Consider the following 26,378-nt stretch of genomic DNA (forward strand, 5'->3'; position numbering starts at 1 on the left):
TGTTAGATGTTAGATGTTAGATGATGGGCGCTAGATGATGGGTGATGGATGTCTTATAAATATTAAAATCCTGCGAAGTTTTTTCGTGGGATTTTTCTATTGTCTTTTTTTAATCTTAATTTTGTAAAAAAGTTTAAAATGTCAAATATAAAAATAGGCACTGTACAGATGTCCTGCGTTGCAGACAAGCAGGCCAACCTCGATAAAGCCATAGAAAAAGTACGTGAAGCAGCAGCAAAAGGAGCTCAGATTGTTTGCCTTCAGGAATTATTCACCTCACTATACTTTTGCGATGTGGAAGATTACGATAATTTTGATCTTGCCGAAGCTATTCCCGGACCGTCAACAGATGCACTTTCGCAGGTTGCAAAAGAATTAGGCGTAGTAATCATCGCTTCTCTGTTTGAAAAAAGAACTCAGGGATTATACCACAACACAACCGCTGTCATCGACGCAGACGGAACTTACCTTGGCAAATACCGAAAAATGCACATTCCTGATGATCCTGCGTATTATGAAAAATTTTATTTCACGCCTGGAGATTTAGGTTATAAAGTTTTCCAGACCAAATTTGCTAAAATCGGAATTCTGATTTGCTGGGATCAATGGTATCCTGAAGCTTCAAGAATTACTGCTCTGATGGGAGCTGAAATTATGTTTTACCCTACAGCTATCGGCTGGGCAACGGATCAGGATGATGAAACCAATGCAGATCAATACAATTCATGGCAGACAATACAGCGTTCGCACTCGGTAGCCAATGGACTTCCCGTGGTTTCAGTAAACAGGGTTGGTTTTGAGCAGGATGGCGCAATGAAGTTTTGGGGCGGAAGTTTCGTCACAAACGCTCAGGGTAAACTTTTATATCTCGGTTCTCACGATAAGGAAGAGGTTGAAGTTACGGAAGTTGATCTGTCACAAACCGATTACATCCGAAAACACTGGCCTTTCTTAAGAGACAGAAGAATCGACAGCTATCAACCGATTACGAAGAGATTTATTGACGAAGATTAAACTAAATTTTCATCCAATATAAATGATCAACAGCGTTTACCCTCATTTACTGACAGAGATTAAGCAGAGAATTTTAAGTTCTCAGCTAAAGGCTGCCTTATCTGTAAACGCTGAAATGATCACGCTTTACTGGAACATCGGTAATGATATTGCTAAAAAACAGAGCGAAAAGGGCTGGTCAGCAGGAGTAATCCCACAACTTGCTAAAGATCTGAAATCTGAATTTCCAAACCTAAAAGGATTCTCTGAGAGAAATCTCAGTTACATGCTTAAATTTGCCAATGAATACCAAGACGTTACAATTTTGCAACAGCTTGTTGCAAAATTACCATGGGGACATAATATTTTGCTCATTGAGAAAATAAAAGATCAGAATTTAAGATTTTGGTATGCCGAAAAATGTATCGAAAACAACTGGAGCCGTGACGTTCTGGATGTTCAGATTAAAACGAAATTATTAGAAAGACAGGGAAAATCTATTAATAATTTTGAAAATACTTTACCAAAACCTCTATCAGATTTAGCCAATCAAACTTTAAAAGATCCTTATATTTTCAGCTTTTTGAGTTTCGACCAAAATATCAAAGAAAGAGACATTGAAAACCAACTCATACAGCATATTGCCAAATTTCTTCTTGAGCTGGGAAAAGGTTTTGCATTTATTGGTTCGCAATATCATCTGGAAGTTTCAAAAAAAGACTATTATCTCGATCTGCTTTTTTATCATACAAAATTAAAATGCTACATCGTTATCGAGTTGAAAAACACAGCATTTAAACCTGAATTTACGGGAAAGCTCAATTTCTATCTTTCCGCTGTAGACAGCATGGTAAAAGAAACTGAAGACAACCCCACAATCGGAATTCTTCTTTGCAAAGACAAAGATAATATTGAAGCTGAATTTGCTTTGAGAGGAATCACAAATCCCATCGGCATCAGTGAAATAAGTTTTGTAGAAAAACTTCCAGACAATCTGAAAAGCAGTCTTCCAACAATCGAAGAAATTGAAAATGAAATGAAAAAATTTCAGAATTAATAAATTTTCCGCTCAAATAATCAAAAAATGAACAACGAAAACAATCATACAAACACTCCCAAAAATTTAGGCTACAGATTCCCTGCAGAATGGGAGCCACATGAAGCAACCTGGCTGAGCTGGCCTCACAAAGAAGAATCGTGGCCCGGAAAACTGGATGAAATTTATCCTAAATATTCTGAATTCATCAAAATATTATCTCAGGATGAGTTTGTAAGGATCAACGTGAAGGGTGATGAAATGCAGAAATTTGCGATGGACTGTATCATGCAGGCCGGAGCAAATATTGAAAATATTGAGTTTTATCAAAATGAAACCAACGATGCATGGTGCAGAGATCACGGTCCGGCTTTTTTAGTGAATCCAAATGCGGAAGAGCAAAAAGTGATTGTGGACTGGGGTTACAATGCGTGGGGAAACAAGTATCCGCCGTTTGATCTTGATGATGTCATTCCGACCAAAATCGGGGAGGAATTTGAAATTCCTGTTTTTCATCCCGGAATCGTTATGGAAGGCGGAAGCGTGGAATTTAATGGAAAAGGAACTGTTTTGACTTCAAAATCATGTCTTTTAAATAAAAACCGAAATCCTCATCTTTCTCAGGAAGAGATTGAAGAATATCTGAAAAACTATTACGGACAGGAACAAATTCTGTGGGTAGAAGACGGAATTGTAGGCGACGACACCGACGGACACATCGACGATACCATCAGATTCGTTAACGAAAACACTGTTCTAACCGTTGTGGAAGACAATCCTGAAGATGACAATTATGAAATTCTTCAAACCAACCTTCGTCAGCTTAAAGAAATGAAGCTTCCGGACGGAACTCCTTTGAATATTATTGAACTTCCTATGCCTGATCCTGTAATTTGGGAAGATCAGAGACTTCCTGCTTCATATGCTAATTTTTATATTTCAAATCATCACGTGATTGTTCCAACTTACCGTTGCGATAAAGATCCTGTGGCTTTGGAGATTATTCAAAAATGTTTTCCGGAAAGAAAAGTGGTGGGAATAGATTCTACAGAGATAATTTGGGGATTAGGAAGCTTTCATTGTTTGAGCCAACAGGAACCGGCAGTATAATTTGTTTTAATTTTATTTAAAATATTTCAGTTTATATTCTTTCTAAAGTTTTTTTGAATGAAATGAAGAATATTTTGATAATTTAACTAAATATTAAACTTATTATCTAATAAATAATTATATTTGAAAAGTAAAAAATATTTATATCTATAATCTGTGTTTGTAATGAAAAGAAAAGTAAGTGTTTTGTTTGCTTTGTTGGCTGTGGGTATGGCTTTCGGACAGGGTAAATTTGGAAAATTCCTGAATTCAAAGAAACTCGCTCTCCAGTATAAAACTGTAAAAGATAAGGAAAAAGAAGACTATTATCAGCAGTATTACTGGCTGGTAAAGGCAGAGCAGCTTAAAACTTATCCTCACCTTAAAGATGTAAAACCTGTGGTTTTATATGAATTTGTAAAAAAGGTAAATCCTCAGAATCCTACAAAGAAAATCGGTGATCAGGGCAAAGAAATCAGAGATAAGGCAGAACTTTCTTTGGATCAGTACTTCAAAAACAAAAATTTTCAGAACAATCAGGTTTTACTGTATAACCTCGAAAGCTACGTAGACCCTTCAAAAGGAGAATACTGGACTAAAGTTGATCCTGAAAGAATCAAGGAACTTGTACCTAAAGAATTCTTCGGATTTACTTCACTGAACAGAAAAACCGGAGAAGAAAAAAACTACTATTTGTGGATTGACAAGAAGAAAGATGATTTCAAAATTGTTGACATTATCCCGAATGAAAAAGGTAACAAAACATTCTACGCTTCATTAAAACAGTATCTTCCAAAGTATAAATTTGAAACCAAGTTTATGCCGACGATGAAGAAGGGAACAAAATCTGATAAAACAGATAAAGACTTCTACTACATCATGCCGTTTGAGCAAAACAAAGATAATATCGAGTACAAAACCGACGACTTCGAAAACTACACCCTGAGTCAGGTAAAAAGAGAAGGCGAAGACTGGATCGGCGTTGAAAAGGTTAGAAAATAAAATTTAAAAGTCCTGTGAGAAATCGCAGGACTTTTTGCATCTGACAAGTGGATGGTTTTAAAATTGCATCTACAATCATTTTCGAAATATGTCAACAACCACCTCTCCCCGCCAAACCGTAAAAAAAGTTCTTCCCTTAATTTTAGCAACTGCGATTTTCATGCAGATGCTGGATTCTACCATTCTCAACACCTCATTACCATCCATTGCCAGAGATTTAAACGAATCTCCGTTGAATATGCAGAATGCAATTATAAGTTACGTCTTAACACTTGCGGTTTTCATGCCTGCAAGTGGATTTTTGGCAGACCATTTTGGGACGAGAAGAGTTTTTATTTTTGCTTTGGTACTTTTTAGTTTGGGTTCAGTTTTTTGTGCTCTTTCGCAGAATCTTACGCATTTGGTTATTTCAAGAGTGATTCAGGGTGTTGGAGGAAGCCTGATGACACCAGTTGGAAAATTAGCTTTAATTAAAACTTTCAACCGCAATGAATTGCTCAAAGCCATGAATTTTGCAATTGTTCCCGCATTAATCGGTCCGGTTTTAGGTCCGCTGGTTGGTGGTTACATGGTCGATTACCTTTCCTGGCACTGGATTTTTCTCATCAACATTCCGATTGGGGCTTTAGGAATTGTTTTAGGTTTAAAATATATGCCGAATTACAATTCAAGAGATACCGATTTTGATTTAAAAGGTTTTATGATTTTTGCGGCAGCCTCTCTCCTGCTCTCAGTTTCACTGGAATTATTTGGTGATATGCAGAACATCACGCCTGTTCTGCTGGTGTTCATTTTAGGATTTTTATTCCTCTACTATTATTACCGCCACGCAAAAAGAGGGAACAACCCTATTTTCCCTCTGAGTTTATTTCAGGTTCGGACATTTCGTGTTGGAATTATAGGAAATCTTGCCACAAGATTGGGAATCAGCTCGGTTCCTTTGTTACTTCCTTTGATGATTCAGATTGCGTACGGTCAGTCTGCCGTTATTTCCGGCTGGATTATCGCTCCGATGGCACTCACAGCTATGTTTGGTAAATCTTCGGTTATTAAAATTTTAAACAAATTCGGATATAAACGAACTTTAATGGTCAATACTTTCATCATCGGAATGCTGATCTGTTTTCTTGCCATTCCGGATATTCATACTTCAATTTACTGGTTTGTTCCGGTGATCGCCATTTTAGGATTTTTCAATTCGATACAGTTTACATCGATGAATACAATTTCCATTGCAGATTTACGGAATTTCCAGACCAGCAGCGGGAATTCTTTGATTTCGGTAAATCAGCAGCTGGCCATCGGATTTGGGATTGCGTTTGGACTTATTGTTTTAAAGATTTTTGAAAACAGCACTGAACTTATTCGCCACGAAACCCACAACGCTTTCCGCTACACTTTCCTTACTGTGGGAGCTTTAACAATTCTCTCAAGTTTAGTTTTCAGACGACTTCACGTCTCGGATGGCAGAAATATGAATTCAAAAGAGTAAAATTTTATTTAAATTTAAAACTTATCACACATCAACGCCAGATTTCTGAGCAATTCTTAGCTTTGTTTTAATCAAAAATAAAATTTATGAAAGCAGAATTTGAAAACATTGATCTGGTAAAAAATGAAAACAAGAAGAGATTCGAAATCGAATTTAACGGTCACTTCGCATTTATCGATTACAAAGAAACGAGTCATCAAATCGCCCTAATCCACACAGAATCCGAACCCGAACTGGCCGGAACCGGAGCTGCCGCCGCCGTTGTTGAAAAAACATTGATTTACATAGAAGAAAGTGGTAAAAAATTGCTTCCTTTTTGCCCGTACGTTTTTGCTTTCATTAAAAAAAATAATGATTGGAAACGTATTGTGGATGAAAGATTTGAGAGCTACAACAAGCTTTAATTTTTAATTACAATAACAGACTTTTTGTAATGTATGTTGAAAAACAACTATATTTATTTTCAAAACTTCAGTTAAATTTAAACTAAACTCAAATAATATGATGTCAAATATAGGCCTGATTGTAGAAGAAAGAGCTGCAGACATAGGCAATTTTTTAGTAGGCAGACTTTTGCCTTTTCGTGAAAAAAGAGCCGTTGGACCTTTTGTTTTTATTGATCACATGGGACCGGCAGAACTCAAAGATTACCAAAATCTTGACGTTCCTCCACATCCGCACATCGGACTTTCTACATTGACTTATCTTTTCGAAGGTTCGATTTTTCACCGCGACAGCCTTGGTTCTGCAACTGAAATAAAGCCCGGAGCCGTCAACTGGATGACTTCAGGAAAAGGCGTTGTTCATTCAGAAAGAACTCCTGAATATCTGAGAAATTCACCACAGTTTCTACACGGTTTCCAGATCTGGATTGGATTACCTAAAGAAATGGAAGACACCGAACCCTCATTTTTCCACATCGAAGCAGATGAAATACCATCATGGACGGAAGGAGATACAGATTACAAACTGATTGCCGGCGAGGCTTTCGGTAAAAAATCGGCAGTTCCTGTTCACAGTCCGCTCTACTTTGTTGAAATTAAAAGCAAAACAAAACAAAAACTCAATATCGGACAGCATCTTTTCGGCGAAGTCGGAATGTATGTTTTGGAAGGCACTGTGAATATTGAAGGACAGGAATATGGAACAAAGCAGTTGTTAATCGCCAAAAATGCTTCGCTGTGTGAATTTGAAATTAATGAAAATACCACTATTTATCTTTTTGGAGGAGAACCATTTCCTGAAGAAAGACATATTTTCTGGAACTTTGTGCATTCAGACAGGGAAAAAATTGAAGAGGCAAAAGTGAACTGGCAAGATCAGAATTACGATGCATTTCCTTTGGTTCCGGGAGACGACAAGGAATTTGTGCCGCTGCCTAAGGCTATTCTGAACAGAAAATAAAGTTAAAAAAAGCCACTTTTCTGCAAAGTGGCTCAGGATTTTGTTTTGAAATCAAAAGTTATTTTGGCATTTGAGCCTGAGATAGTTTCATTGCGAAATCAGACCATAGCTTTGCATCTTCAGGAGTCATTTTTGACGCCATTTCCGCCTGCTTTGTAGCCCACTCCTGAGTTTTTTTTACTGAATTCCTGCATTTTTGCAGCATCTCCGGATTTAGAAACTTCATGCTTCAGCCATAAATGTAGCATATTCGTCCGCAAATTTTTGTGCCTCAGGATTGCTGAATTTTGGAACCTCAACTCCCATCACAGTTTTTGGAGCATCTGTTGATGCAGTGTTGTCAGTCGCAGTGTCGTTTGTAGAAGCTGTATTTTCTGTCGGTGTGGTGTCCGTTTTTGTAGCTTCTTTCTTTTCACATGATGTCATGCTGATTAGCGCAACAGCACCTAATGATAAAATAATTTTTTTCATAAAATATATTATTTAAAATCGACACAAATATAGAATTAATTATGAATAATTTAATAAAAATGAACAAAAACTATAATAATAGATAATATTTGTATTTATTTTAAATAAAATTGATAATTTATTAATCTTGCATAATTGTATATTATTTTCGAAATTTCAATGAATTATATTTATCACTAATCAGAATTTAAAAATAATGAATTATGGAAATATTTCTTAAAAGCGTAATATTCGTTGGCAGACAACTTTAAATCAATTTTTCTATATTTACGTAATTCAAACAAAAGAATCAAATAAAATAACCAATGAAAATATTAGCATTCGCCGGAAGCAATTCTTCCACATCGATTAACAGGGAGCTTGTGAAGTTTGTTCTGAAAAGTTTTCCTGAGGATGAAATCAATTTAATAGATCTTAATGATTTCGACATGCCCGTTTTTTCGGTAGACCGTGAGAAAAATGGTTTTCCTGAAGAAGCACACAATTTTTTAAAGCAAATTGAAAACTGTGATGTCATAATCTGTTCTCTTGCAGAACACAACCGTTCTTACTCAGCGGCATTTAAAAATATTTTTGACTGGGCTTCGAGAATTAATGTAAAAGTTTTCCAGAATAAACCAATGTTTTTGATGTCAACATCTCCCGGTGGTTATGGTGGTGGAAATGTGATGAATACAGCAAAAACGTTCTTCCCTCAGTTTGCTGCAGACGTGAAAGAAACGTTTTCTCTCCCTAAATTTTACGAAAATTTTGATCTGGAAAGCGGTGTTATCAATCCCGAAATGCTCAAAGATTTGAATGAAAAAATTGAAAGTTTTAAAACGCAGATTGCTTAAAATTTAGACCACAAAAATTTTTGACACATCAGTCACATTAGTTTTAGTTAAAATTCTTTGCGTTAAAAAGACCACATAAGATTGAAAATCAGAGATTTTCCTAAAGAGAGTGAAATTTGTGAAATAATTGTTCTCTGCAGGAAATTTTCATCAATTATCAATCATCATTCATCAATCATAATTACTCATTACCCATAACTCATTACTCATAAACATGTCTGTAACCGTTAAAGCAAGCTTAGGCAAAACAAAATACTACACACAAGTAATTGCGGGTGAAAATACCCTGATCACTGACGAACCCATCGACAAGGGCGGACAAAATAAAGGTTTTAATCCTTTTGAAATTCTCGCAACCTCTTTGGCGAGCTGTACCGCAGCGACTTTGAGAATGTACATCGACAGAAAAGAATGGGACATCGAAAACATAGACGTAGAAGTAGAACTGGAAAATTTTCCGCTTACAAAATTGGCAGTTTTTAAAAGAAACATTAGTTTTGAAGGTAGCAATGTAAACGAAGATCAACTGAAAAGACTTCATGCCATCGCAGATGCCTGTCCGGTACACAAAATATTACTCAACGAAATAGAAATTCAAACCAAATTTTCATAATATGATAGAAGTAAAACAAAACGACGACAAAAAACACGGAAGCTTTGAAGCTTCAATAGATGGACAAAAAGCCGGATTAATGACCTATACATGGGCTGGTGAAGACCGCTTCATCATCGATCATACTGAGGTGGAAGAAGCCTACAATGGAAAAGGCGTTGGAAAGGAAATGCTTATCAAAGCAGTTAAATTCGCAAGAGAAAACAATAAAAAAATCATTCCCCTCTGCCCGTTTGCAAAAGCCACGTTCCAGAAGAATGAGGATTTGCAGGATGTCTTGTAAAGCGGGGTGATGGATGTTGGATGATGGATGTTTTTTGCCCATAGATCACAATGATTTTCACAGATGATTAAGAATAAAAATCTGAGAAAATAAAGTTGAGGCCACGAATGCACGAATTTACTTTCTTAATTCCAGTAAATATTCATGTATTAGTGGCTTTATCAAATGCTCAAAAAAAATCCGCGTGCATCTGTGAAATCTGTGCGAAACCACACACGGTACTCAGCATCATTCGACCTTTTAAACATCTATAAATCCATTAAAACTGTACAGAATAATAAACAACATCCATCATCCATCATCCCACATCCCGCAACATCCCAAAAAAAACTATATTTGCTGAAATTTAATTGTAAGCATGAATCCGGAAACTGTACTTTTACTGTTTGTATTTGTCTATTTTGTAGGGCTTTTGGTGATTTCCTACTTCACCAGCCGTAACTCTGATAACCAGTCTTTTTTCATCGGTAATAAAAAAAGCAAGTGGTGGCTCGTTGCCTTCGGAATGATTGGAACCAGCTTAAGCGGAGTAACATTCATTTCTGTGCCGGGAACAGTCGGAAAAATGAACGGAAGCGAATATATTTTCGGCGGGTTTGAATATTACATGATGGTGATTGGCTTTTTCATAGGGTATTTTATCGTTGCTGCGATTCTTCTCCCACTTTATTATAAAATGAATCTGACCTCGATCTACACTTATTTAGGAAGAAGATTCAATGTGGAAGCACACAAAATCGGTTCGGTATTCTTCATTGTTTCAAGAGCGATTGGGGCAACTGCAAGATTGTATTTAGTGGTAAATGTCTTACAGATATTTTTGCTTGAAGGCCTTGGCGTCCCGTTTTGGGTCACGGCTTTGGTGCTTTTATTAATGGTACTTTTATATACTTTTGAAGGAGGCGTAAAAACCATTGTGATTACAGACACGCTGCAGACTTCGTTTATGATCATCAGTCTGATTGCGTGCATCGTTTATATTTTATCCAATTTAAATCTATCTTTTGGCGAAGCTTACACTATTTTAGAGCAGAAAAATTACACCCATTTCATCAATTTTGATCCCAATTCCAAAACATTCTTCCTGAAAACCATTCTCGGCGGAATCTTCATTACCATCGCTATGACAGGTTTGGATCAGGAAATGATGCAGAAAAACATCTCCGTAGACAACCTGAAAAACTCCAAGAAAAACATGCTGACGTTCGCAGGGACTTTGCTTTTTGTGAATTTGGCGTTCTTATTTTTGGGTGGTTTACTCTACCTTTTCGCTTTGCAGAACGGCGCGGGATATTCTGAAGTTACAAACATTGTCGACGGAAAAGAAGTTGTTTCCAATGTTTTCGGGTTCAAAGATACTGCTGGAAATGTGAAAAACATAATGGGCGACGATCTGTTTCCCGCTCTGTCACTCAACGGATATTTCCCGATGACGATTGCAGTCATTTTCATCATCGGTTTGATTTCAGCTTTATTTCCTTCTGCGGATGGAGCTTTAACTGCAGTAACAAGTTCATATTGTGTTGATTTGCTGAATCTAAATGAAGACAAAACCAGAACCGAAAAACAGAAAAAACACCTCCGCATGAAGATCCATTTGACATTTACGGTGGTTTTCTTTATTCTGATTATGGTTTTCAAGGCTATGAATGACAAGTCGATTGTCTATTTAATCATGGAAATCGCAGGTTACACATACGGACCACTTTTAGGACTATTCGCCTTCGGAATTTTCACTAAATTTAAAATTTCAAGAAAATATTCTATTCTTGCGGTTACCCTTTTAGCACCGGTAATCACCTATCTCATCAACTATTTCGTCACTGAAAATACCGATTACAGAATTGGTGTGGAATTGATTATTTTGAATGGATTGCTGACGTTTATTGGGCTGTGGTTGGTGAAGAATAAGAATTATTTGAAGGTGGTTTAATTATTTGGACAGCTATTTCCGTCCTCCATTCCCGCTTTTTGTGCCTTGGCTTTCTCCCTAGCTTACAAAAAGAGCTACATTCAGGCCGGGCTGCGAAGAAAAATTTAACCCAAATCAATTTGATATAACAAAAACACTATGGGATTATTTAATTTTTTTAAAAAAGAACCGGAAAAAACATTTCAATCAAACATTGGAATATTTAAACTTGTAAAAGGAAAATCTTCAAAAAGAATTTGGCTTAACAATCAAAATCTCATCCTCTTTTCTGTTAACGGAAATGAAAATAATCCAGATTTGAATCACATTAATTTTTTGGATAGTTACTCTACTGAATTAGATAAGATTGATGATAAAATAACAACGAAGTTTATAAATTTATTAAAAGAAGCTGAACTGGAATCTGACTTTAATCATTGGAAAGAAAGATTTAAAATAAATGCAATAACAACTTTCATCATTGAAAGAGAAAACAAATTTTTGGAAATATCATTTCAAGATTTAAAATCTCCTTTTTATCATTTTAATCTTACTGTTGAAAATGAAAATTTAACTGATTTTTCTATTGATTCATAAATACAGTTTTTCATATTCCGGGCTCTGTTTAATTTTTTAAATTTAAATAAACCACCTTACAGCGATCATAGAGAGATCATAGAGCGATGATAGAGCGATGATACATAAAAACAGACAGGGAAAAGTAGTAAAAAACGGAAAAATATTCTTACTGTTTAACTTTTTTCTTCAAAAAAACTAAAAATACTAAATCTAAACAAGGGTAATTTCAAAAGTAAGAATAAACAAAACTTCCTCATTTCACTCAACCTTCAATTTCCGTAAGCCGGCAAAAAATTGTAAATTCGCATACAATCAATTCTAATAATAAATCCTAATATATGAGTAAAAGTATTGAAGAGCTGAAATCTCTTACAACACAAATCAGAAGAGACATTTTGAGAATGGTTCACGCTGTAAATTCAGGACATCCAGGCGGAAGTTTAGGCTGTACAGAATATTTTACGGCACTTTACGGTAAAATTCTGAACTACAAATTACCATTCACAATGGAAGGAAAAAATGAAGACCACTTCTACCTTTCAAACGGACATATTTCTCCGGTTTTCTATTCAACTTTGGCAAGATTTGGCTTCTTTCCGGTTGCAGAGCTGAAGACTTTCAGAAAATTAGATTCGAGATTACAGGGTCACCCAACTACTCATGAAGGTCTGGAAGGAATTAGAATTGCTTCAGGATCTTTGGGACAGGGACTTTCTGTAGCTTTAGGTGTTGCTCAGGGTAAAAAATTAGACGGTGATTCTTCTTTGGTCTACACCCTTCACGGTGACGGTGAATTGCAGGAAGGTCAGGTTTGGGAAGCTCTTATGTATGCTGCTGCCAAAAAAGTAGACAATATCATTTCTACTATTGATTATAACGGACAGCAGATTGACGGAAGCACAGACAATGTCCTTTCTTTAGGAAATCTTCACGCAAAATTAGAAGCTTTCGGCTGGACAGTTCTGGAAGAGAAAAACGGTAACGATTTAGAAACAGTGATCGCCATTCTTGAAAGAGCAAAAACCGAAACAGGAAAAGGAAAACCAGTGGCAATCATCCTTCACACTCAGATGGGTAACGGAGTTGATTACATGATGGGAACTCACGCATGGCACGGTAAAGCTCCGAATGATGAGCAGTTGGATACAGCATTCAAACAATTATATTTAGAGGCTCCGGCGGATTACTAACATGAATGATCAGTGATAATTGATAAATGATTTTTCACTTGTATCAATTATCAGACATCATTTATCAATCATAAATTTAAACTTCACATGAAATATACATATACAGAAAAAAAAGATACACGTTCAGGATTCGGAGCAGGATTGGCTGAATTGGCTGATAAAAACCCGAATGTTGTTGCCCTTTGCGCAGACCTTATTGGTTCGTTGAAAATGGAAAAATTCATCGAAAAAGCTCCTGAAAGATTCTATCAGGTAGGTATCGCTGAAGCAAACATGATGGGCCTTGCTGCAGGATTGAGCATCACCGGAAAAATTCCTTTTACAGGAACTTTTGCCAACTTCTCTACTTCAAGAGTGTACGACCAGATTCGTCAATCGATCGCTTATTCCAATAAAAACGTAAAAATATGTGCTTCTCACGCAGGTCTTACTTTAGGGGAAGACGGAGCAACGCACCAGGTTTTGGAAGACATCGGAATGATGAAAATGCTTCCGGGAATGACCGTTATCAACACTTGTGACTACAACCAGACGAAAGCGGCAACTTTAGCGATTGCTGATTTTGAAGGTCCGGTTTATTTAAGATTCGGAAGACCGGTAGTTCCTGTTTTTATTCCTGAAGACATGCCTTTCGAAATCGGAAAAGGAATTCTTTTGCAGGAAGGAACTGATGTAACAATCGTTGCAACAGGTCACCTGGTTTGGGAATCTCTACTTGCCGCTGAAGAGCTGGAAAAAGAGGGAATTTCTTGCGAGGTAATCAACATCCACACAATCAAACCTTTGGACGAAGAAATCATCTTAAAATCAGTTGAAAAAACTGGTAAGATTGTAACTGCTGAAGAGCACAACTATCTTGGCGGTTTAGGTGAATCTGTAGCCGGAATGCTGGCCAGGAAAAGACCTACAAGACAGGAATTTGTAGCTGTAAACGATACTTTCGGAGAATCTGCAACTCCAGCTGAATTAATGAAAAAATACAAAATCGATTCTGCTGCTGTTATTGAAGCAGTGAAGAGAATTTTAGCTTAATCAAATTTTTGAGCATAATAAAAGGAGGTCATTTTTTTGACCTCCTTTTTGTTTTATTGAAACTTCTTAGTTTACTTTATGCCAGGTCTGCGTTTTCACTGCAATACCCATAATTAAAGCTTTCACTTTCAAAGTGTTACCATCTTTTTCGATTTCAGTTTTGTAGCTTTTACCGTCTTTAGGATTGGTAATCGTTCCGCCTACAAATTCATCATCGTCTTTAGACAGTCCTCTGATGATTTCTAAGCCTAACAACGGCTTATTCTTACGGTCGTCTTTACATTTTACGCAGTTATTGTTTTCAGGTTTAATGAGAAGCTGAACAATTTTCCCGTAATATTTACCGTCATTCTTCTTGAAAATTTCTACGATAGATTTTGGCTTTCCGGTTTCGTCGTCAATGGTTTTCCACTTTCCTTCGATTTGTGCAAAAGACATTACTCCGATAAGAGAAAACGCCAGTGTTAAAAATAATTTTTTCATATTATAAAGTTTAATTTTATTTATAGATTACCGAATTGTTAATTAGTTAAAAATATAAATTAATTTTAAACACACCAACTTTTTTGCTATCCAAAGCATAAATAGTAATATTTTACAGAATTTTCATTTTTAAACACCTCTAAGAAATCAATTGAGTTTACGGTGAATTACCCTATCCATATAATCCTGATACCAGGCTTTTGCGACAAGTTTTCCTTTTTCAACCTCGGGAGTTTTCAGTTGAGCGATTTGGTTGTTTTCAAAACCTAAATCATCTTTAAAGTAAACACCTGTAATATTTTTGCCATCAAATCTGTACATAAAGTTTCCGTAAATAAACTGCTCCGAACTTCCGTCTGAATTTACTATCAAAGGCTGGTATTGCTTTTCGCTCAACAGACTTCTTCCCCAGCTTCTTATTTTTTTATTGTAACCTATCAAATCTGCTAAAGTTGGATAAATATCAATCTGCTGAGCCAATTCATTATTCACACCTTTCAGCTGGTAAGCCGGATTTGGAGAATAAAACAGCAGCGGAACAGCAAAACGGTTCATTAATTTTTCATACTCCGGATAAGCGATCTGATTGGTGTGATCGCCCGTAAACACAAAGATTGTATTGTTAAACCAAGGAAGCTTTCGGGCAGTTTCAAAGTACTTTCTAATCGCATAATCGGTGTACTGCATCGGCTCGTGCATTTCAATTTTTCCTCTTTTAAATTTCCCTTTGTATTTCTCAGGAATTTTAAAAGGATGGTGTGAAGAAGCCGTGAAAACCGTCGACATAAAAGGTTGCTTTCTGCCTGAATTTTTAGCAAAATACTGTAAAAACGGTTCATCCCAAATCGCCCACATGCCGTCGAAATGCTGCTGGTTATTATATTCGTTCAGTCCGTAATAATTTTTAAAGCCTAAAATATTTCCAAAGCCTAAAAATCCCATAGAACCGTTCGGAGCCCCGTGATAGAAGGAAGTTTCGTAACCCAAATCATTGCAGACCGAAACAATGGACTGAATTTTCTGGTTCGAATAGGGCGAACTTGTAAAAGCATCCGTCAGACTCGGAATTCCCGCCAGAATACTGCTCATCCCGTGAATCGACTGCCGTCCGTTGGCAAAAGTATTCGGAAAAATCAGACTTTCATTTGCCAGACTGTCGATAAACGGCGTGTACGAAACGAAATCTTTAATGTTTTTATCTTTATTAAAAGCTCCCGAATATTCCCTTCCAAAAGATTCTACAATGAAAATAACGACGTTTGGTCGATCGGCAACCTTTCTTTCATAAGTTTTGTATGGAAAAATATTATCATCAATAAATTTCTCATCCACGAAATGAACTTCTTTAAAATTATTGCTTCCCAGAGTTCTGAAAAATGAAAAAGTAGAATTCAAGACCAGATTTCCCTGAATCGGAATTTTGACAAATTTATTGGCATCCACAAGATTGATCGGCCGTGTACTATGTTTAAAATCGCCTCTGATTCCGCCAACAATTAATACTGATGAAAGACATAATATTAAAATTGACCATAAAAAATAAGGTATGAGTTTAACAGGTTTTCTGTAATTAACTTTAAATCTTTTGTAAAGAAAAACCCACAGAATCATTAAAATCACAAACCAAACAATCACAAAAGGATGTTCTTTGCTGGAAGTTGTGAAGACTTTGAGAATATTGGTTTCATGCTGAGCCACCTGGAAAGCAGCAACCGTAAGCCTTGTCTGCGAAAATTTATAGTAAATAAAATCACCGAAATTCATCACATACGCAATGCCGTTGGTGATAAAATACAACCAGAAAAGAAACTTCTGATACCCACTTTTTGTATTAATGACAATCGGAATGAGGCTTAAAAAAATAAAAAGCATATTCACATACAGAATCGCTGTGAGATCAAATGCAATCCCATGGAAAGCAAGACTCAGGTAGTCTGAAACGCTGTCTACTTTGATTAAATCTTTATTGAAAAACCAAAACAGAAGCCTTGCGATCTGATAAAAAACAAAGGCCAAAAAAATTCTGTAGCAGAGCACAAGAACCTCATCCTTTCTGAATTCTTTGAAAAATTTCATCTTTAAATAAAACTGTTTTTAAGAGTCAAATATTTTACGGGCGTAAATTTACATTAAATTCACACTATTGTCATTTTTAGTTTACATTAATGAAGTCTGAAATCTTTAAAAAATGTAATTTTGCTGACATGAATTTCATTAAAAACAATCTGGCCAACGCCATCACGCTGGGAAACCTTTTTTCGGGCTGTGTGGGTGCTGTGCATTTGATTTTAGGCGACTACCAAACAACGGCAATCTGCATTATTTTATCCCTCGTTTTAGACTTTTTCGACGGATTTGTGGCAAGAGCTTTAAAGGCTAATTCTAATCTCGGAACGCAGCTTGATTCTTTGGCGGATATGGTAAGCTTTGGCTTAATTCCTGGCTTGGCGATGTTTAAAATGCTGGAGCCTTTCGGCAATGAATTTTTTGGAATGCAGTTGCCTTTTGCCATTAAATATTTTGGATTTCTAATCACTCTTTTTTCATGTCTGAGATTAGCCATTTTCAATCTGGATGAAGACCAGAAATATTATTTTAAGGGTTTGAATACGCCATCAAATACGATTTTGATTTTTGGAATTTATCTTCTCACACAAATTTTATTTTCTAAAAACACATTCATTCCACAGATTATAACGACGGGGGAAATGTATACAATTTATTTTTCTGTTGAAGTTTTGCTCATAATAACAATTTTGAGCTCTTGGCTTTTAATTTCACCCATTAAAATGATCGCAATGAAATTTAAATCGATGAAACTAAAGGATAATTATCCAAAAGTAGCCTTACTGATTGGGGCAATTTTAATTTTAATTATTTTTAAAACAGTCGGAATTCCATTAGTGATTCTCTATTATATTTTCATTTCTTTAGTATTTCAAAAGCAATTGAAATAGCATCAAATCCATTTTCAAATTAACTTATTTTCAAATTTTCAAATTAACATCATGAACCTAAAATTACATAAGCCCCTTTGCGTTTTCGACCTTGAAACTACCGGAACCAATGTTGGAAAAGACCGCATCGTTGAAATCTGCATCCTGAAAGTCAATCCAGATTCCTCAAGAGAAAGCAAAACATGGAAAGTCAATCCTGAAATGCCCATCCCCGCAGAATCGAGTGCTGTACACGGAATTTATGATGAAGATGTAAAGGATGCACCAACTTTCAGAGAAATCGCCTCAAAAGTAGTTGAAATGATTACCGGTGCTGATTTGGGAGGATTTAATTCTAACCGTTTCGACGTTCCTTTATTGGCGGAAGAACTGCTGCGTGCTGATTATGATTTTGATTTAAGCAAATTCAAATTAGTGGATGCACAAACCATTTACCACAAAAAAGAGCCCCGAAATCTAGGTGCAGCCTATCAGTTTTACTGCGGGAAAGTTCTGGAAAATGCCCATTCAGCAGAAGCCGATGTTTTAGCAACGTTTGAAGTTCTGGATGCTCAGGTTGGAAAATATGATGACATTCCAAATGAAATCAATGCGTTGAGTGAATTTACTTTCCACAATAAAAACGCTGACCTCGCCGGTTTTATCGGAATCAATGATAAAGATATTCCTGTTTTCAACTTTGGAAAATACAAGGGTCAGGCGGTGAAAGATGTTTTCAATAAAGATTTAGGATATTACGGATGGCTGCAGAATGCAGATTTCCCTTTGTATACGAAGAAGGTTTTTACTAAAATTCAGCTGACGGGGAAGGTTTGATTTGACCACAAAAGTCACAAAAGTTTTTAAGTTTTAATTTTCCTGCTTTAAAGTTCAAATAAGGTTTGAAAATATTTTGACACATCAGTCACATTAGTTTTAGTTTTAAAGCTTTTTGAAGAATTAGAACACATGAGATTGAAAATCAAAGATTTTCTTTGGGGGGCGAAAACTTTGGATAAGAGTTTTTATATATACTAAAAATTTTGAATCTGTCTCTTTAAAGAGCAAATAAAATTTGAAAATATTTTGACACATGAGTCACATTAGTTTTTTTTAAAATCTTTGTGAAGAATTAGAACACATAAGATTGAAAATCAGAGATTTTCTTTTTGGGAAAAAACTTTGGATACCTGCTTTAAAAGTTCATAGCCACGAATGCACGAATTTTAGTGTAAAGCGTTAAGTAAAGTTATTCGTGCATTCGTGGCAAAGAAATCTGTATAATTCGTGTGAGCAAATTATTCTTGGCATAGAAATCTATCTATTTTCTGAGAAACCTAAAATTCAAAAAATGAGTGATCTAGTTAAATTCAAATTCTACGAAACTGCGTTGGAAGCCAACCGTGATAAGCAGATTCTTGCTGAAAGCGGCATCAACAGTTTTATTGCCAACGAACAGCTGATTCAGTCGGATTGGTTGCTGTCGCAGGCTGTTGGCGGAATTCAGCTGCAGGTTTTTGAAGAAGATCTGGAAAAAGCCGAACAGGTCTTGAAAGACTACAAAGAAAATGATGAATTTGCACTCGAAGTAGATCACACCATCGATAATCCAACTTTCGATTTTGTGTGTCCGGAATGTGGCTCAAATCACCTCTACAAAGACGACAGCTCGACGAGTTTCTTCGGAATATCTGTTTTGTCGAGCGAAAATTATGTTTGCTACCACAGTGGGAATAAGTTTAAGCATTGAGAAGATGGAAGCGGGAAGATAGAAGATGGGAGATGGAAGTTGGAAGTTGGAAGATGGGAGATTAAAAGAGTGAAGATGACAGGCTGTTCTAAAATGGGAAAATTACCCTCCTCTGGAAATTGAGGAACGAGATTCGCCGAAACAAAAAATAAATAAAAAATAATGAGGCGCTGGTGGCGAAAAATCTTTGATTTTTTGACGGGGTGGTTTCTCACGTTTTTTGCTAACATGGCTTGGAATTTCAATTCAAAAAAAAAAATTGAAAAGAATATCCCATCGTAACTAGCCCCGATTGCAGCGGCATCCTTTTGTGTTATTGCGATGGCGGAAAAGTTCAACAGATTGCTTCACTTTGTTCGCAATGACACAAAAGATACAGCGGAAAGCGGGAAATAGCTCCTAAAAAATATAAGTAATGAGCAATTGGTAATAAGTAATTGAAGCAGAATTTGCTTCTTGTAATAACAATAATTTATGAAAATAATCTGCATAGGAAGAAATTACAGCGAGCACGCTAAAGAACTGGGAAATGCAATTCCGGATAAACCTGTAATTTTTATGAAACCCGATACGGCGGTTTTGAAAGGAAATGATTTTTATATTCCCGAGTTTTCGAATGATGTACATTACGAATTGGAAGTAGTGGTGAAAATCTCAAAAGGCGGGAAATACATTCAGAAAGAAGTCGCGCATAAACATTATGAGGACATCAGTTTGGGAATTGATTTTACTGCCAGGGATTTGCAAAGCGACCTGAAATCCAAAGGCCTTCCGTGGGAACTGGCGAAAGGGTTTGATGGCTCTGCTGTGGTTGGAAATTTCTTCAAAAAGGAAAATTACAATCTTGAATCTTTGAATTTTTCACTTTTAAAAAACAAAGAGAAAGTTCAGAATGGAAATTCAAAAGATATGATTTTTACGGTTGATGATATCATTGCATTTGTTTCTCAATATTTCACACTGAGAGTCGGAGACTTGATTTTTACAGGAACTCCGGCTGGCGTGGGTAAGGTTTCTGAGAACGATATTCTGGAAGCTTTTATGGAAGATGAGAAAGTTTTAGATCTCAGAATCCTCTAAAATTTCGTCTTCGGCATTATTTTTTGTATCTTTATAATAACCAAAACCTCAAAATTTAAAGTTATGATCAATATTGTATTGCCGGTAGATTTCGGAGATAAAACAGAACAGTTGGTAGAAGGAGCCATAAAATTTGCCAAACAGATGGGTGCAAAAATCAATCTGATACACGTTGCCCCGATGGAAATTGGTTTTGCAATCGGCGATATGGGCTACCAGTATTTTCCGGAGATTGAAGAAAATGAAATAAGAGAAGAACTGGTACTGCTGAACAAAATAAATCAGAGAATTCTTTCTCAGGATGTGGAATGCGAGCATTTATTAAAACAGGGAGTTGCGAAAGACATTATTCTGGAATATGCTGACAATAAAAACGCCGACTACATTGTAATGGGCTCTCACGGCAGAAGCGGAATCTATGATGTTTTCGTAGGAAGTTTAACCAAAGGGATTACGAGAGATTCTAAAATTCCTGTTTTGGTTCTGCCAATACATGAATAATTATTAATTGTAAAAATGAAGAGATGACTGTGTTAATAGATAAAAATAGTTCTAAGAATATTGCAAAAATACTTTCAGATAAGCTTAAAAAGAGCAAGCAGAAAGGAAATCTTGCAAAGCATTTTGGAAAATTAAAAAGAGATTTGGATGGTTTAAAATATCAAACTGATTTGAGAGAAAATTAAGATTGATTTTATTGCTGATACAAATTTTCTGATTTATATTCACGAAGGACACAAAATGATAGAACCATTTTTAGAGTATAATTTTGGAATTTCATTTATTTCAGAAGTAGAATTGTTAGGCTTCAAAGGAATTTCAAAATCTGAAGAAATGAAACTTAAAAATCTTATCGCTGACTGTTATCTGATTGATTGGAACAGCATAATTAAAGAAAAAACAATCGAACTGAGAAAAAATTACAATATAAAACTACCTGATGCCATCGTTGCGGCAACTTCTTTAAATAACAATACACCACTTGTTACTGCCAACAGAGGATTTGCGAAAATAACAGAACTTGATCTGATTTTAATTGAAATTTAATCTAAGAATGCCATCAATTGTAAAAGTATAAACGTAAAAAGACCGATCAAATAAAATTTGACCGGTCTTTTTCTATATAACCAATTAATTAACCTTCTTTTTTGTAGATCGTAGGATCGTAGTAAGGATGCTTTCCTTCTGTAGGAGAATAATATTCTTTGTCTTTATCGCCACCCAAGGTTACTACCAAAACGTAGCACCAGTACGTGAAAAGCACGCAGCAAACGAAGAACAGAACCCAGTTTAAAACATTTCCGAAGGTGTCGTAAAAACCGAAAGATCCTCTGAAAACTTTACTTAAGAATAGAAAGAAAGACGTCATTATTTTCCTTTTTTAAATTAACTTTGCACAAATTTATAAAAAATGTTTAGATTACTTTCAAAAGAAAGCAATATTTTTTCAATTCCTGTTTACATTGGCTTTCTTCTTTTAATCGTAATCATATTCAATATTCTTGATTTCAGTACTTTAGGTGCTGTCACAACGGCAATTACTTTTTTAGGCGTTGCACTTGCTTATTTCTGCTTCAACAGTATTGCGCTCAATTATCAGACGCATCTGCCCCTTTTGCTGTATACCTTTTTTATTTTCGGACTTTATCCCGATCGTGTGGATCTTGGCGTTGCCGTTGCTTTGCTCACCAATTCCTTCCTTTTGCTGCTGCTGACGAGTACTAATGAAGATCTGAGAAAAAAATCCTACGTGCTGGTAGGCGCCATTATTTCGCTGAACTTTATTTTTCTTCCCACCACGTGGCCAATGGCTGTTTTTGTCCTGATTCACGTTGTTGCAACTTCTGAGCGGATAGGTTTAAATATCTTCAGATTTCTGCTCGGTGTTTTACTGATTTCTTTGAGCTACTTTTCGGTGGCCTATTTCCTAAATATGAGAGAGTGGAATCCTGTTTATTTTCCGTTTGGTAAATTATGGGTGATCAAAAATTTTAAAATACTGATTCCACTGATTCCAATTGCTGTGATGTTGATCTACGCAGTGTATGATCATTTTAAATATTACAATCAGAAGAGCCCGATAAGCCGTTATAAATATACTTTCCTGCTGGTATTTTCACTGGCACAGCTCGTTACTGTAATTCTTTACATGAATAAGAATTATGAATATCTTTTGCTGCTGGCATTTCCGGTAACGATTATTCTGAGCAGAATGCTGAGATTTATGCCTAAATACTGGATGAAAGAAGTGAGTTTGTGGATTATTATTGTCAGTCTCGTTTCATACAGAGCTTTGCTTCATTTTGATTTAATTTAATTTTAAATCTTTAGCGAAAACATCATTTCTGAATAACAAGACTGGTTCTAAACTAGTCAGTCTTCTTTTTTTCAAACGTTTCTTTTGATACTTTTGCAGTAGAAAAGAGCTTTGACTTTTTCACATATACCTAATAAATGATTATGATTCAAATAGATGACAAACTGATTTCTGAAGATATTTTTTCTGAAGAATTCGTCTGCAACCTGAGCAAATGCAAAGGCGCATGTTGTGTGGAAGGCGATGTAGGAGCTCCTTTAGACAAAGATGAGCTTGAGATTTTAGACCGTATTTATGATAAAGTAAAACCCTACCTCACCGCTGAAGGAGTGAAAGCTCTGGACGAACAGGGAACATGGACAACCGACCCGTTGGACGGAATGTACGTAACCCCAATGGTCGAAAACCGCGAATGCGCCTACGTAACTTTCGATGAAAAGGGCATCACCAAATGCGGAATCGAAAAAGCGTATGAGGACGGTGCCGTGGATTGGCAAAAACCTATTTCCTGTCACCTCTACCCTATCAGAATCACAGAATACTCTTCTTTCTCAGCCTTAAATTACCACGAATGGAAAGTATGCAGCGACGCCTGTACTTTGGGCAAAGAACTTCAGGTTCCTGTTTATAAATTTTTGAAAACTCCGCTGACGAGAAAGTATGGAGAAGATTTTTACACTACTTTGAGCGATGTTGCTGATGAGTGGAAAAAGGAGTATGGAGGGTGATTGTGTGGGAGCGTTTTAGGGTTGGAGAGTTTAAGTGGTTTAGTGGTTTGGTGGTAAATTACAGTATTAACCACCTTATAGAAATCTTTGTCATAGAGATGTAAGATTCAAAATCACAGCACATGAAGTCCCAAAGGGACGATTTAATAAAGAATAGGATGCAATCCTATTATCATTTATCAATACCATTACAGATACAATTAACTGTAATAATCAATAGAAAATTTAACAAAAAACAAACCCACCGCAGAAAGTTTCTGCGGTGGGTTTTAATTTAAAAATCAGCCAAAATTATTTTGCTACCGTTGCCTTTACAGCTGCTGGCGCGTCTGCTTTTGGAGCATTTTGCCATCCGTCTTCGGGCATTAGGGTTGCTACAATTCTGTTTTTAGTCAGATATTTTTTTGCAACATCCTGAAGGTCTTTTACAGTAAGTGCTTTTACTTTTTCTGTATAGTTCAGAATTTCGTATTTGTCGGTTCCGTCAAGCTGGTTTTTAGCCAGATTACTCATCCAATATCCATTATCTTTCATATTGGTTTTGTCGTCGTTGTACTCGCCTTCTTTGTATTTATCAAGATCTTTTTGCTCAGGGCCTTTATCTATAAGTTTCTGAAGTTCTGCGATTGCAATTTTAGTCAGTTTATCTGCATTCTCGGGTCCACAAGGGAAGTTTACGCTGAAAGAGTAACTGTTGAATGGCACTTTAGACATGCTTCCACGAGCACCACCACCGTAGATTCCACCTTCATCTTCTCTCAGTTTCTCCACAATTTTTATTGTTGCCACTTCACCTAATGCTTCCAAAGCAATAGCTTCTTTTTCATTGTAAGGCGTTTCACCTGCATAAGCAATCGTTACCATACTTTTAGGGTCTTTACCTTTTTTATATGTTTTAGTAAAGTCTCCGGTAGGTTGTCTGAAGCCGGTATCTTTAAAGTTGGTTTTTTTTCCTGTGGAAGGCAGACTTCCGATATACTGTAAAACTTCAGTTTTTAATTTAGCCTCGTCTACATTTCCTACAAAATAGAAATGGAAGTTTCCTGCATTGGCAAATTTTTCTTTGTAAATATCATACGCTTTCTTATAATCTGTCGCTGCCCATTCTTTCTCCATCGGAATAATTCCTACGAATCTCGGGTTCTTCTGATTCATAAACTTAGCGTGCTCACTTGAGAAATAAAACTGCGGATTAGACATCAGATTATCCAGCATTGCAGACTGTTTCATTTTGTAAGCATTGAATGCTTCCGGGCTGTAATTTAATCCCGTAAAATACGCATAAACCATTTCCATTGCGGTGCTAAGATCTTTCTGAGTGGTTCTGCCATTCACACCATCTGTCAAAGTGCTGATGTAAGGATTTACGCTCACCTGTTTTCCAGCCATATAATTGGTAAGATCAGCTTTTGAAAGTCCGTTTACTCCAGCTTCAGTCAAGGCAGGAAATGCAAATTGAGTTTTAATAAAATCTGCATCATTAACTAAAGAATTTCCGCCTAAACTTCTTGCTGTGAAAACAATTTCATCATCTTTGAAATCGGTTTTTTTGAAAGTAACTTTCGCTCCGTTGCTTAAAGTCCAGGTTGTGGTTCCTAATTTTGCATCGGTTTCAGTTTTGGCAATTTTGCCTTCAGATTTGAAAGGTTTCACTAAATTTTTAATCGCTGCTTTCTCTTCGTAAGGTTTCAGATCAGCCATTTTCACATCATCAAAAGCTTTCAAAATAGCAGCTTCTGTCGGCATTACAACATTATCCTTTTTTGGACCCGTTACTACAATCACACGGCTGTCATCTTTTACCATCTGCTTCATTACATCGTTGGTCTGTGCAAGAGTGACAGTTGGCAAAAATGTTTTGGTATCTTCATATTCCCAGGCAATTCCCGGCATCGGTTCTTTTTCAAGGAAGTTTCTTACGTACTCGTCTACCAGCACATCGCTTTCGGTTTTGTCGCGGTTATTGTACGTTCTTTCCATATTAGACATGATCTGAGCTTTTGCTCTGTCTAATTCTCCCTGAGTAAACCCGAATCTTTTTGCTCTTTCAGTTTCTTCAAGAAGTACTTTCAAAGCATTTACCTGCGTACCTTCTTTTACCATTGCAAAGCCCTGTAAAGCTTCTTTGGTTCTTGCATAAGTTCCGCCATGATAAACAGATCCGAATGTGAAAGGAGGATTATTTGAATTGATTAATTCTCTCAATCTGTTATTCAGCATTGTAGTTGCTAAATTCTCAACAAGACTCTGGTTATACTGCTCTACAGTAACATCCGGCTGATAAGCATCAGAATCTTTCATAATAAACTGAACCATTGAGTTGGTAGCATCAGGATCAGTTTCAATGGCTACCAAAGTTTCTTTATGACTTGGAAGATCAAATACTTTTCTTTCTCTCGGTTTAGAAGGATTTTTATATTTTCCGAAATTATTTTTAATCTTCTTTTCAACCTCATCTACATTGATGTCTCCAACTACAACAATCGCCATCAAATCTGGTCTGTACCAGTCTTTGTGAAACTGTCTGATCACATCCGGTTTGAAGTTTTGCAGAACATCTTTTGTACCGATTGGTAGTCTGTTGGCATACTGTGATTTGTAGAGCATCTTAGGGAGGTACTTGTCAGACATTCTTTTGTCAGCCCCTAAACCAAGTCTCAATTCTTCCAAAACAACACCTCTTTCCTTGTTGATCTGCTCATCGGTAAGCGTTGCATTGAAAGCCCAGTCTTCCATTACTTTAAGACCTGAATCAAGATTCCCTGGCTTATCTAATGGTACCGGAAGCATGTAAACCGTTTCGTCGAAACTTGTGTAAGCATTCAAATGCTGTCCGAATTTTACACCGATAGACTGTAGAAAATCTACTAATTTGTTATCCGGAAAATTTTTGGTTCCGTTGAAGTTCATGTGCTCCATAAAGTGAGCAAGACCTCTCTGGTTCTCGTCTTCAAGAATAGATCCGGCATTGATTGCCAGTCTGAAGTCTACTTTTTTCTCCGGTAACGTGTTTTTTTTGATGTAATACTTCATTCCGTTCGGAAGAGTACCAATTCTTACTGAGGGATCCGATGGGATGTTCTGAGCAAATGTCATAGAAGACATCAGAACTACCGCCGCTACTGACGATAAAATTTTTCTCATGTTTTGAT

Annotated in this window: 29 protein-coding genes; 23 read left to right on the forward strand and 6 right to left on the reverse strand. The window is 36.3% G+C overall.

Features of this window, described 5'->3' with window-relative positions; translation table 11 throughout:
* Nucleotides 1–138 precede the first annotated feature (138 nt).
* The 7 genes from NG809_RS05840 to NG809_RS05870 all read left to right on the forward strand — a co-directional run bounded on the left by NG809_RS05840 (nucleotide 139) and on the right by NG809_RS05870 (nucleotide 7,016).
* On the forward strand, nucleotides 139–1,014 hold the full coding sequence (locus tag NG809_RS05840; RefSeq protein ID WP_262148874.1) for a carbon-nitrogen hydrolase: 876 nt from the start codon (nucleotides 139–141) through the stop codon (nucleotides 1,012–1,014).
* A gap of 22 nt (nucleotides 1,015–1,036) precedes the next feature.
* Nucleotides 1,037–2,050 carry a PDDEXK nuclease domain-containing protein gene (locus tag NG809_RS05845; RefSeq protein ID WP_262148875.1) on the forward strand — a complete coding sequence of 338 codons (1,014 nt, stop codon included), beginning with the start codon at nucleotides 1,037–1,039 and terminating at the stop codon, nucleotides 2,048–2,050.
* A 27-nt stretch (nucleotides 2,051–2,077) separates the two neighbouring features.
* Nucleotides 2,078–3,139: an agmatine deiminase family protein gene (locus NG809_RS05850; RefSeq protein ID WP_262148877.1), complete on the forward strand. Its 1,062-nt coding sequence runs from the start codon at nucleotides 2,078–2,080 to the stop codon at nucleotides 3,137–3,139.
* 165 nt (nucleotides 3,140–3,304) lie between these two features.
* Nucleotides 3,305–4,120, forward strand: a complete 816-nt coding sequence (locus NG809_RS05855; protein WP_262148879.1) for a hypothetical protein — start codon at nucleotides 3,305–3,307, stop codon at nucleotides 4,118–4,120.
* Nucleotides 4,121–4,208: 88 nt separating this feature from the next.
* Nucleotides 4,209–5,612, forward strand: a complete 1,404-nt coding sequence (locus tag NG809_RS05860; RefSeq protein WP_262148880.1) for an MFS transporter — start codon at nucleotides 4,209–4,211, stop codon at nucleotides 5,610–5,612.
* Nucleotides 5,613–5,698: 86 nt separating this feature from the next.
* A complete protein-coding gene (locus NG809_RS05865; RefSeq protein ID WP_262148881.1) occupies nucleotides 5,699–6,016 on the forward strand; it encodes a GNAT family N-acetyltransferase in 318 nt (105 codons plus the stop codon).
* Between the two features lie 100 nt (nucleotides 6,017–6,116).
* Nucleotides 6,117–7,016: a pirin family protein gene (locus NG809_RS05870; protein WP_262152559.1), complete on the forward strand. Its 900-nt coding sequence runs from the start codon at nucleotides 6,117–6,119 to the stop codon at nucleotides 7,014–7,016.
* Nucleotides 7,017–7,074: 58 nt separating this feature from the next.
* On the opposite strand, the gene NG809_RS05875 is transcribed toward NG809_RS05870, so the two are convergent.
* On the reverse strand, nucleotides 7,075–7,242 hold the full coding sequence (locus NG809_RS05875) for a hypothetical protein (protein WP_262148883.1): 168 nt from the start codon (nucleotides 7,240–7,242) through the stop codon (nucleotides 7,075–7,077).
* Nucleotides 7,239–7,487, reverse strand: coding sequence for a hypothetical protein (locus NG809_RS05880; RefSeq protein ID WP_262148884.1), 249 nt, complete (start codon nucleotides 7,485–7,487; stop codon nucleotides 7,239–7,241). The genes NG809_RS05875 and NG809_RS05880 overlap by 4 nt, the downstream gene beginning before the upstream one ends.
* Nucleotides 7,488–7,792: 305 nt before the next feature.
* Here NG809_RS05880 and NG809_RS05885 point away from each other — a divergent pair, with 305 nt between their 5' ends.
* The 7 genes from NG809_RS05885 to NG809_RS05915 all read left to right on the forward strand — a co-directional run bounded on the left by NG809_RS05885 (nucleotide 7,793) and on the right by NG809_RS05915 (nucleotide 13,932).
* On the forward strand, nucleotides 7,793–8,323 hold the full coding sequence (locus NG809_RS05885) for an NADPH-dependent FMN reductase (RefSeq protein ID WP_262148885.1): 531 nt from the start codon (nucleotides 7,793–7,795) through the stop codon (nucleotides 8,321–8,323).
* A gap of 214 nt (nucleotides 8,324–8,537) precedes the next feature.
* Entirely contained in the window at nucleotides 8,538–8,936 is a 399-nt protein-coding gene (locus NG809_RS05890; RefSeq protein WP_262148887.1) for an OsmC family protein, read from the forward strand.
* A 1-nt stretch (nucleotide 8,937) separates the two neighbouring features.
* Nucleotides 8,938–9,219, forward strand: a complete 282-nt coding sequence (locus NG809_RS05895; RefSeq protein ID WP_262148889.1) for a GNAT family N-acetyltransferase — start codon at nucleotides 8,938–8,940, stop codon at nucleotides 9,217–9,219.
* A gap of 358 nt (nucleotides 9,220–9,577) precedes the next feature.
* On the forward strand, nucleotides 9,578–11,152 hold the full coding sequence (locus tag NG809_RS05900) for a sodium:solute symporter (RefSeq protein ID WP_262148891.1): 1,575 nt from the start codon (nucleotides 9,578–9,580) through the stop codon (nucleotides 11,150–11,152).
* 138 nt (nucleotides 11,153–11,290) lie between these two features.
* Nucleotides 11,291–11,728, forward strand: coding sequence for a hypothetical protein (locus NG809_RS05905; protein WP_262148893.1), 438 nt, complete (start codon nucleotides 11,291–11,293; stop codon nucleotides 11,726–11,728).
* Between the two features lie 320 nt (nucleotides 11,729–12,048).
* On the forward strand, nucleotides 12,049–12,900 hold the full coding sequence (locus tag NG809_RS05910) for a transketolase (RefSeq protein ID WP_262148895.1): 852 nt from the start codon (nucleotides 12,049–12,051) through the stop codon (nucleotides 12,898–12,900).
* An 87-nt stretch (nucleotides 12,901–12,987) separates the two neighbouring features.
* Nucleotides 12,988–13,932, forward strand: coding sequence for a transketolase family protein (locus NG809_RS05915; protein WP_262148897.1), 945 nt, complete (start codon nucleotides 12,988–12,990; stop codon nucleotides 13,930–13,932).
* Between the two features lie 66 nt (nucleotides 13,933–13,998).
* Here NG809_RS05915 and NG809_RS05920 read toward each other — a convergent pair whose 3' ends face one another.
* A complete protein-coding gene (locus NG809_RS05920; RefSeq protein WP_262148899.1) occupies nucleotides 13,999–14,415 on the reverse strand; it encodes a DUF2147 domain-containing protein in 417 nt (138 codons plus the stop codon).
* A gap of 147 nt (nucleotides 14,416–14,562) precedes the next feature.
* Nucleotides 14,563–16,491 (reverse strand): LTA synthase family protein, encoded by a 1,929-nt coding sequence (locus NG809_RS05925; RefSeq protein WP_262148901.1) that lies wholly within the window; start codon nucleotides 16,489–16,491, stop codon nucleotides 14,563–14,565.
* Between the two features lie 128 nt (nucleotides 16,492–16,619).
* On the opposite strand from NG809_RS05925, the gene NG809_RS05930 reads away from it, so the two are divergent.
* The 7 genes from NG809_RS05930 (at nucleotide 16,620) to NG809_RS05960 (ending at nucleotide 21,228) form a co-directional block, all read left to right on the forward strand.
* The gene (locus tag NG809_RS05930; protein ID WP_262148903.1) at nucleotides 16,620–17,372 is read left to right on the forward strand and encodes a CDP-alcohol phosphatidyltransferase family protein; all 753 of its coding nucleotides are present in this window, start codon (nucleotides 16,620–16,622) and stop codon (nucleotides 17,370–17,372) included.
* Nucleotides 17,373–17,423: 51 nt separating this feature from the next.
* On the forward strand, nucleotides 17,424–18,188 hold the full coding sequence (locus NG809_RS05935; RefSeq protein WP_262148905.1) for a 3'-5' exonuclease: 765 nt from the start codon (nucleotides 17,424–17,426) through the stop codon (nucleotides 18,186–18,188).
* Nucleotides 18,189–18,702: 514 nt separating this feature from the next.
* Nucleotides 18,703–19,101 (forward strand): DUF2007 domain-containing protein, encoded by a 399-nt coding sequence (locus NG809_RS05940; protein WP_262148907.1) that lies wholly within the window; start codon nucleotides 18,703–18,705, stop codon nucleotides 19,099–19,101.
* Between the two features lie 474 nt (nucleotides 19,102–19,575).
* Nucleotides 19,576–20,181, forward strand: a complete 606-nt coding sequence (locus NG809_RS05945; RefSeq protein WP_262148910.1) for a fumarylacetoacetate hydrolase family protein — start codon at nucleotides 19,576–19,578, stop codon at nucleotides 20,179–20,181.
* Between the two features lie 63 nt (nucleotides 20,182–20,244).
* A complete protein-coding gene (locus tag NG809_RS05950) occupies nucleotides 20,245–20,682 on the forward strand; it encodes a universal stress protein (protein WP_262148912.1) in 438 nt (145 codons plus the stop codon).
* Nucleotides 20,683–20,705: 23 nt separating this feature from the next.
* Complete coding sequence (locus tag NG809_RS05955; protein WP_262148913.1) at nucleotides 20,706–20,867, forward strand: hypothetical protein; 162 nt, start codon at nucleotides 20,706–20,708, stop codon at nucleotides 20,865–20,867.
* A gap of 10 nt (nucleotides 20,868–20,877) precedes the next feature.
* Nucleotides 20,878–21,228, forward strand: a complete 351-nt coding sequence (locus tag NG809_RS05960; protein ID WP_262152560.1) for a type II toxin-antitoxin system VapC family toxin — start codon at nucleotides 20,878–20,880, stop codon at nucleotides 21,226–21,228.
* A gap of 88 nt (nucleotides 21,229–21,316) precedes the next feature.
* On the opposite strand, the gene NG809_RS05965 is transcribed toward NG809_RS05960, so the two are convergent.
* Entirely contained in the window at nucleotides 21,317–21,550 is a 234-nt protein-coding gene (locus NG809_RS05965; protein WP_262148915.1) for a DUF6341 family protein, read from the reverse strand.
* Nucleotides 21,551–21,592: 42 nt separating this feature from the next.
* On the opposite strand from NG809_RS05965, the gene NG809_RS05970 reads away from it, so the two are divergent.
* Complete coding sequence (locus tag NG809_RS05970; RefSeq protein WP_262148917.1) at nucleotides 21,593–22,498, forward strand: DUF6427 family protein; 906 nt, start codon at nucleotides 21,593–21,595, stop codon at nucleotides 22,496–22,498.
* A gap of 143 nt (nucleotides 22,499–22,641) precedes the next feature.
* The gene (locus NG809_RS05975; RefSeq protein WP_262148919.1) at nucleotides 22,642–23,226 is read left to right on the forward strand and encodes a DUF3109 family protein; all 585 of its coding nucleotides are present in this window, start codon (nucleotides 22,642–22,644) and stop codon (nucleotides 23,224–23,226) included.
* 291 nt (nucleotides 23,227–23,517) lie between these two features.
* On the opposite strand, the gene NG809_RS05980 is transcribed toward NG809_RS05975, so the two are convergent.
* On the reverse strand, nucleotides 23,518–26,370 hold the full coding sequence (locus NG809_RS05980) for a M16 family metallopeptidase (RefSeq protein ID WP_262148921.1): 2,853 nt from the start codon (nucleotides 26,368–26,370) through the stop codon (nucleotides 23,518–23,520).
* Between the last annotated feature and the right edge of the window lie 8 nt (nucleotides 26,371–26,378).

Source organism: Chryseobacterium foetidum, from assembly GCF_025457425.1.
Classification (GTDB): domain Bacteria; phylum Bacteroidota; class Bacteroidia; order Flavobacteriales; family Weeksellaceae; genus Chryseobacterium; species Chryseobacterium foetidum.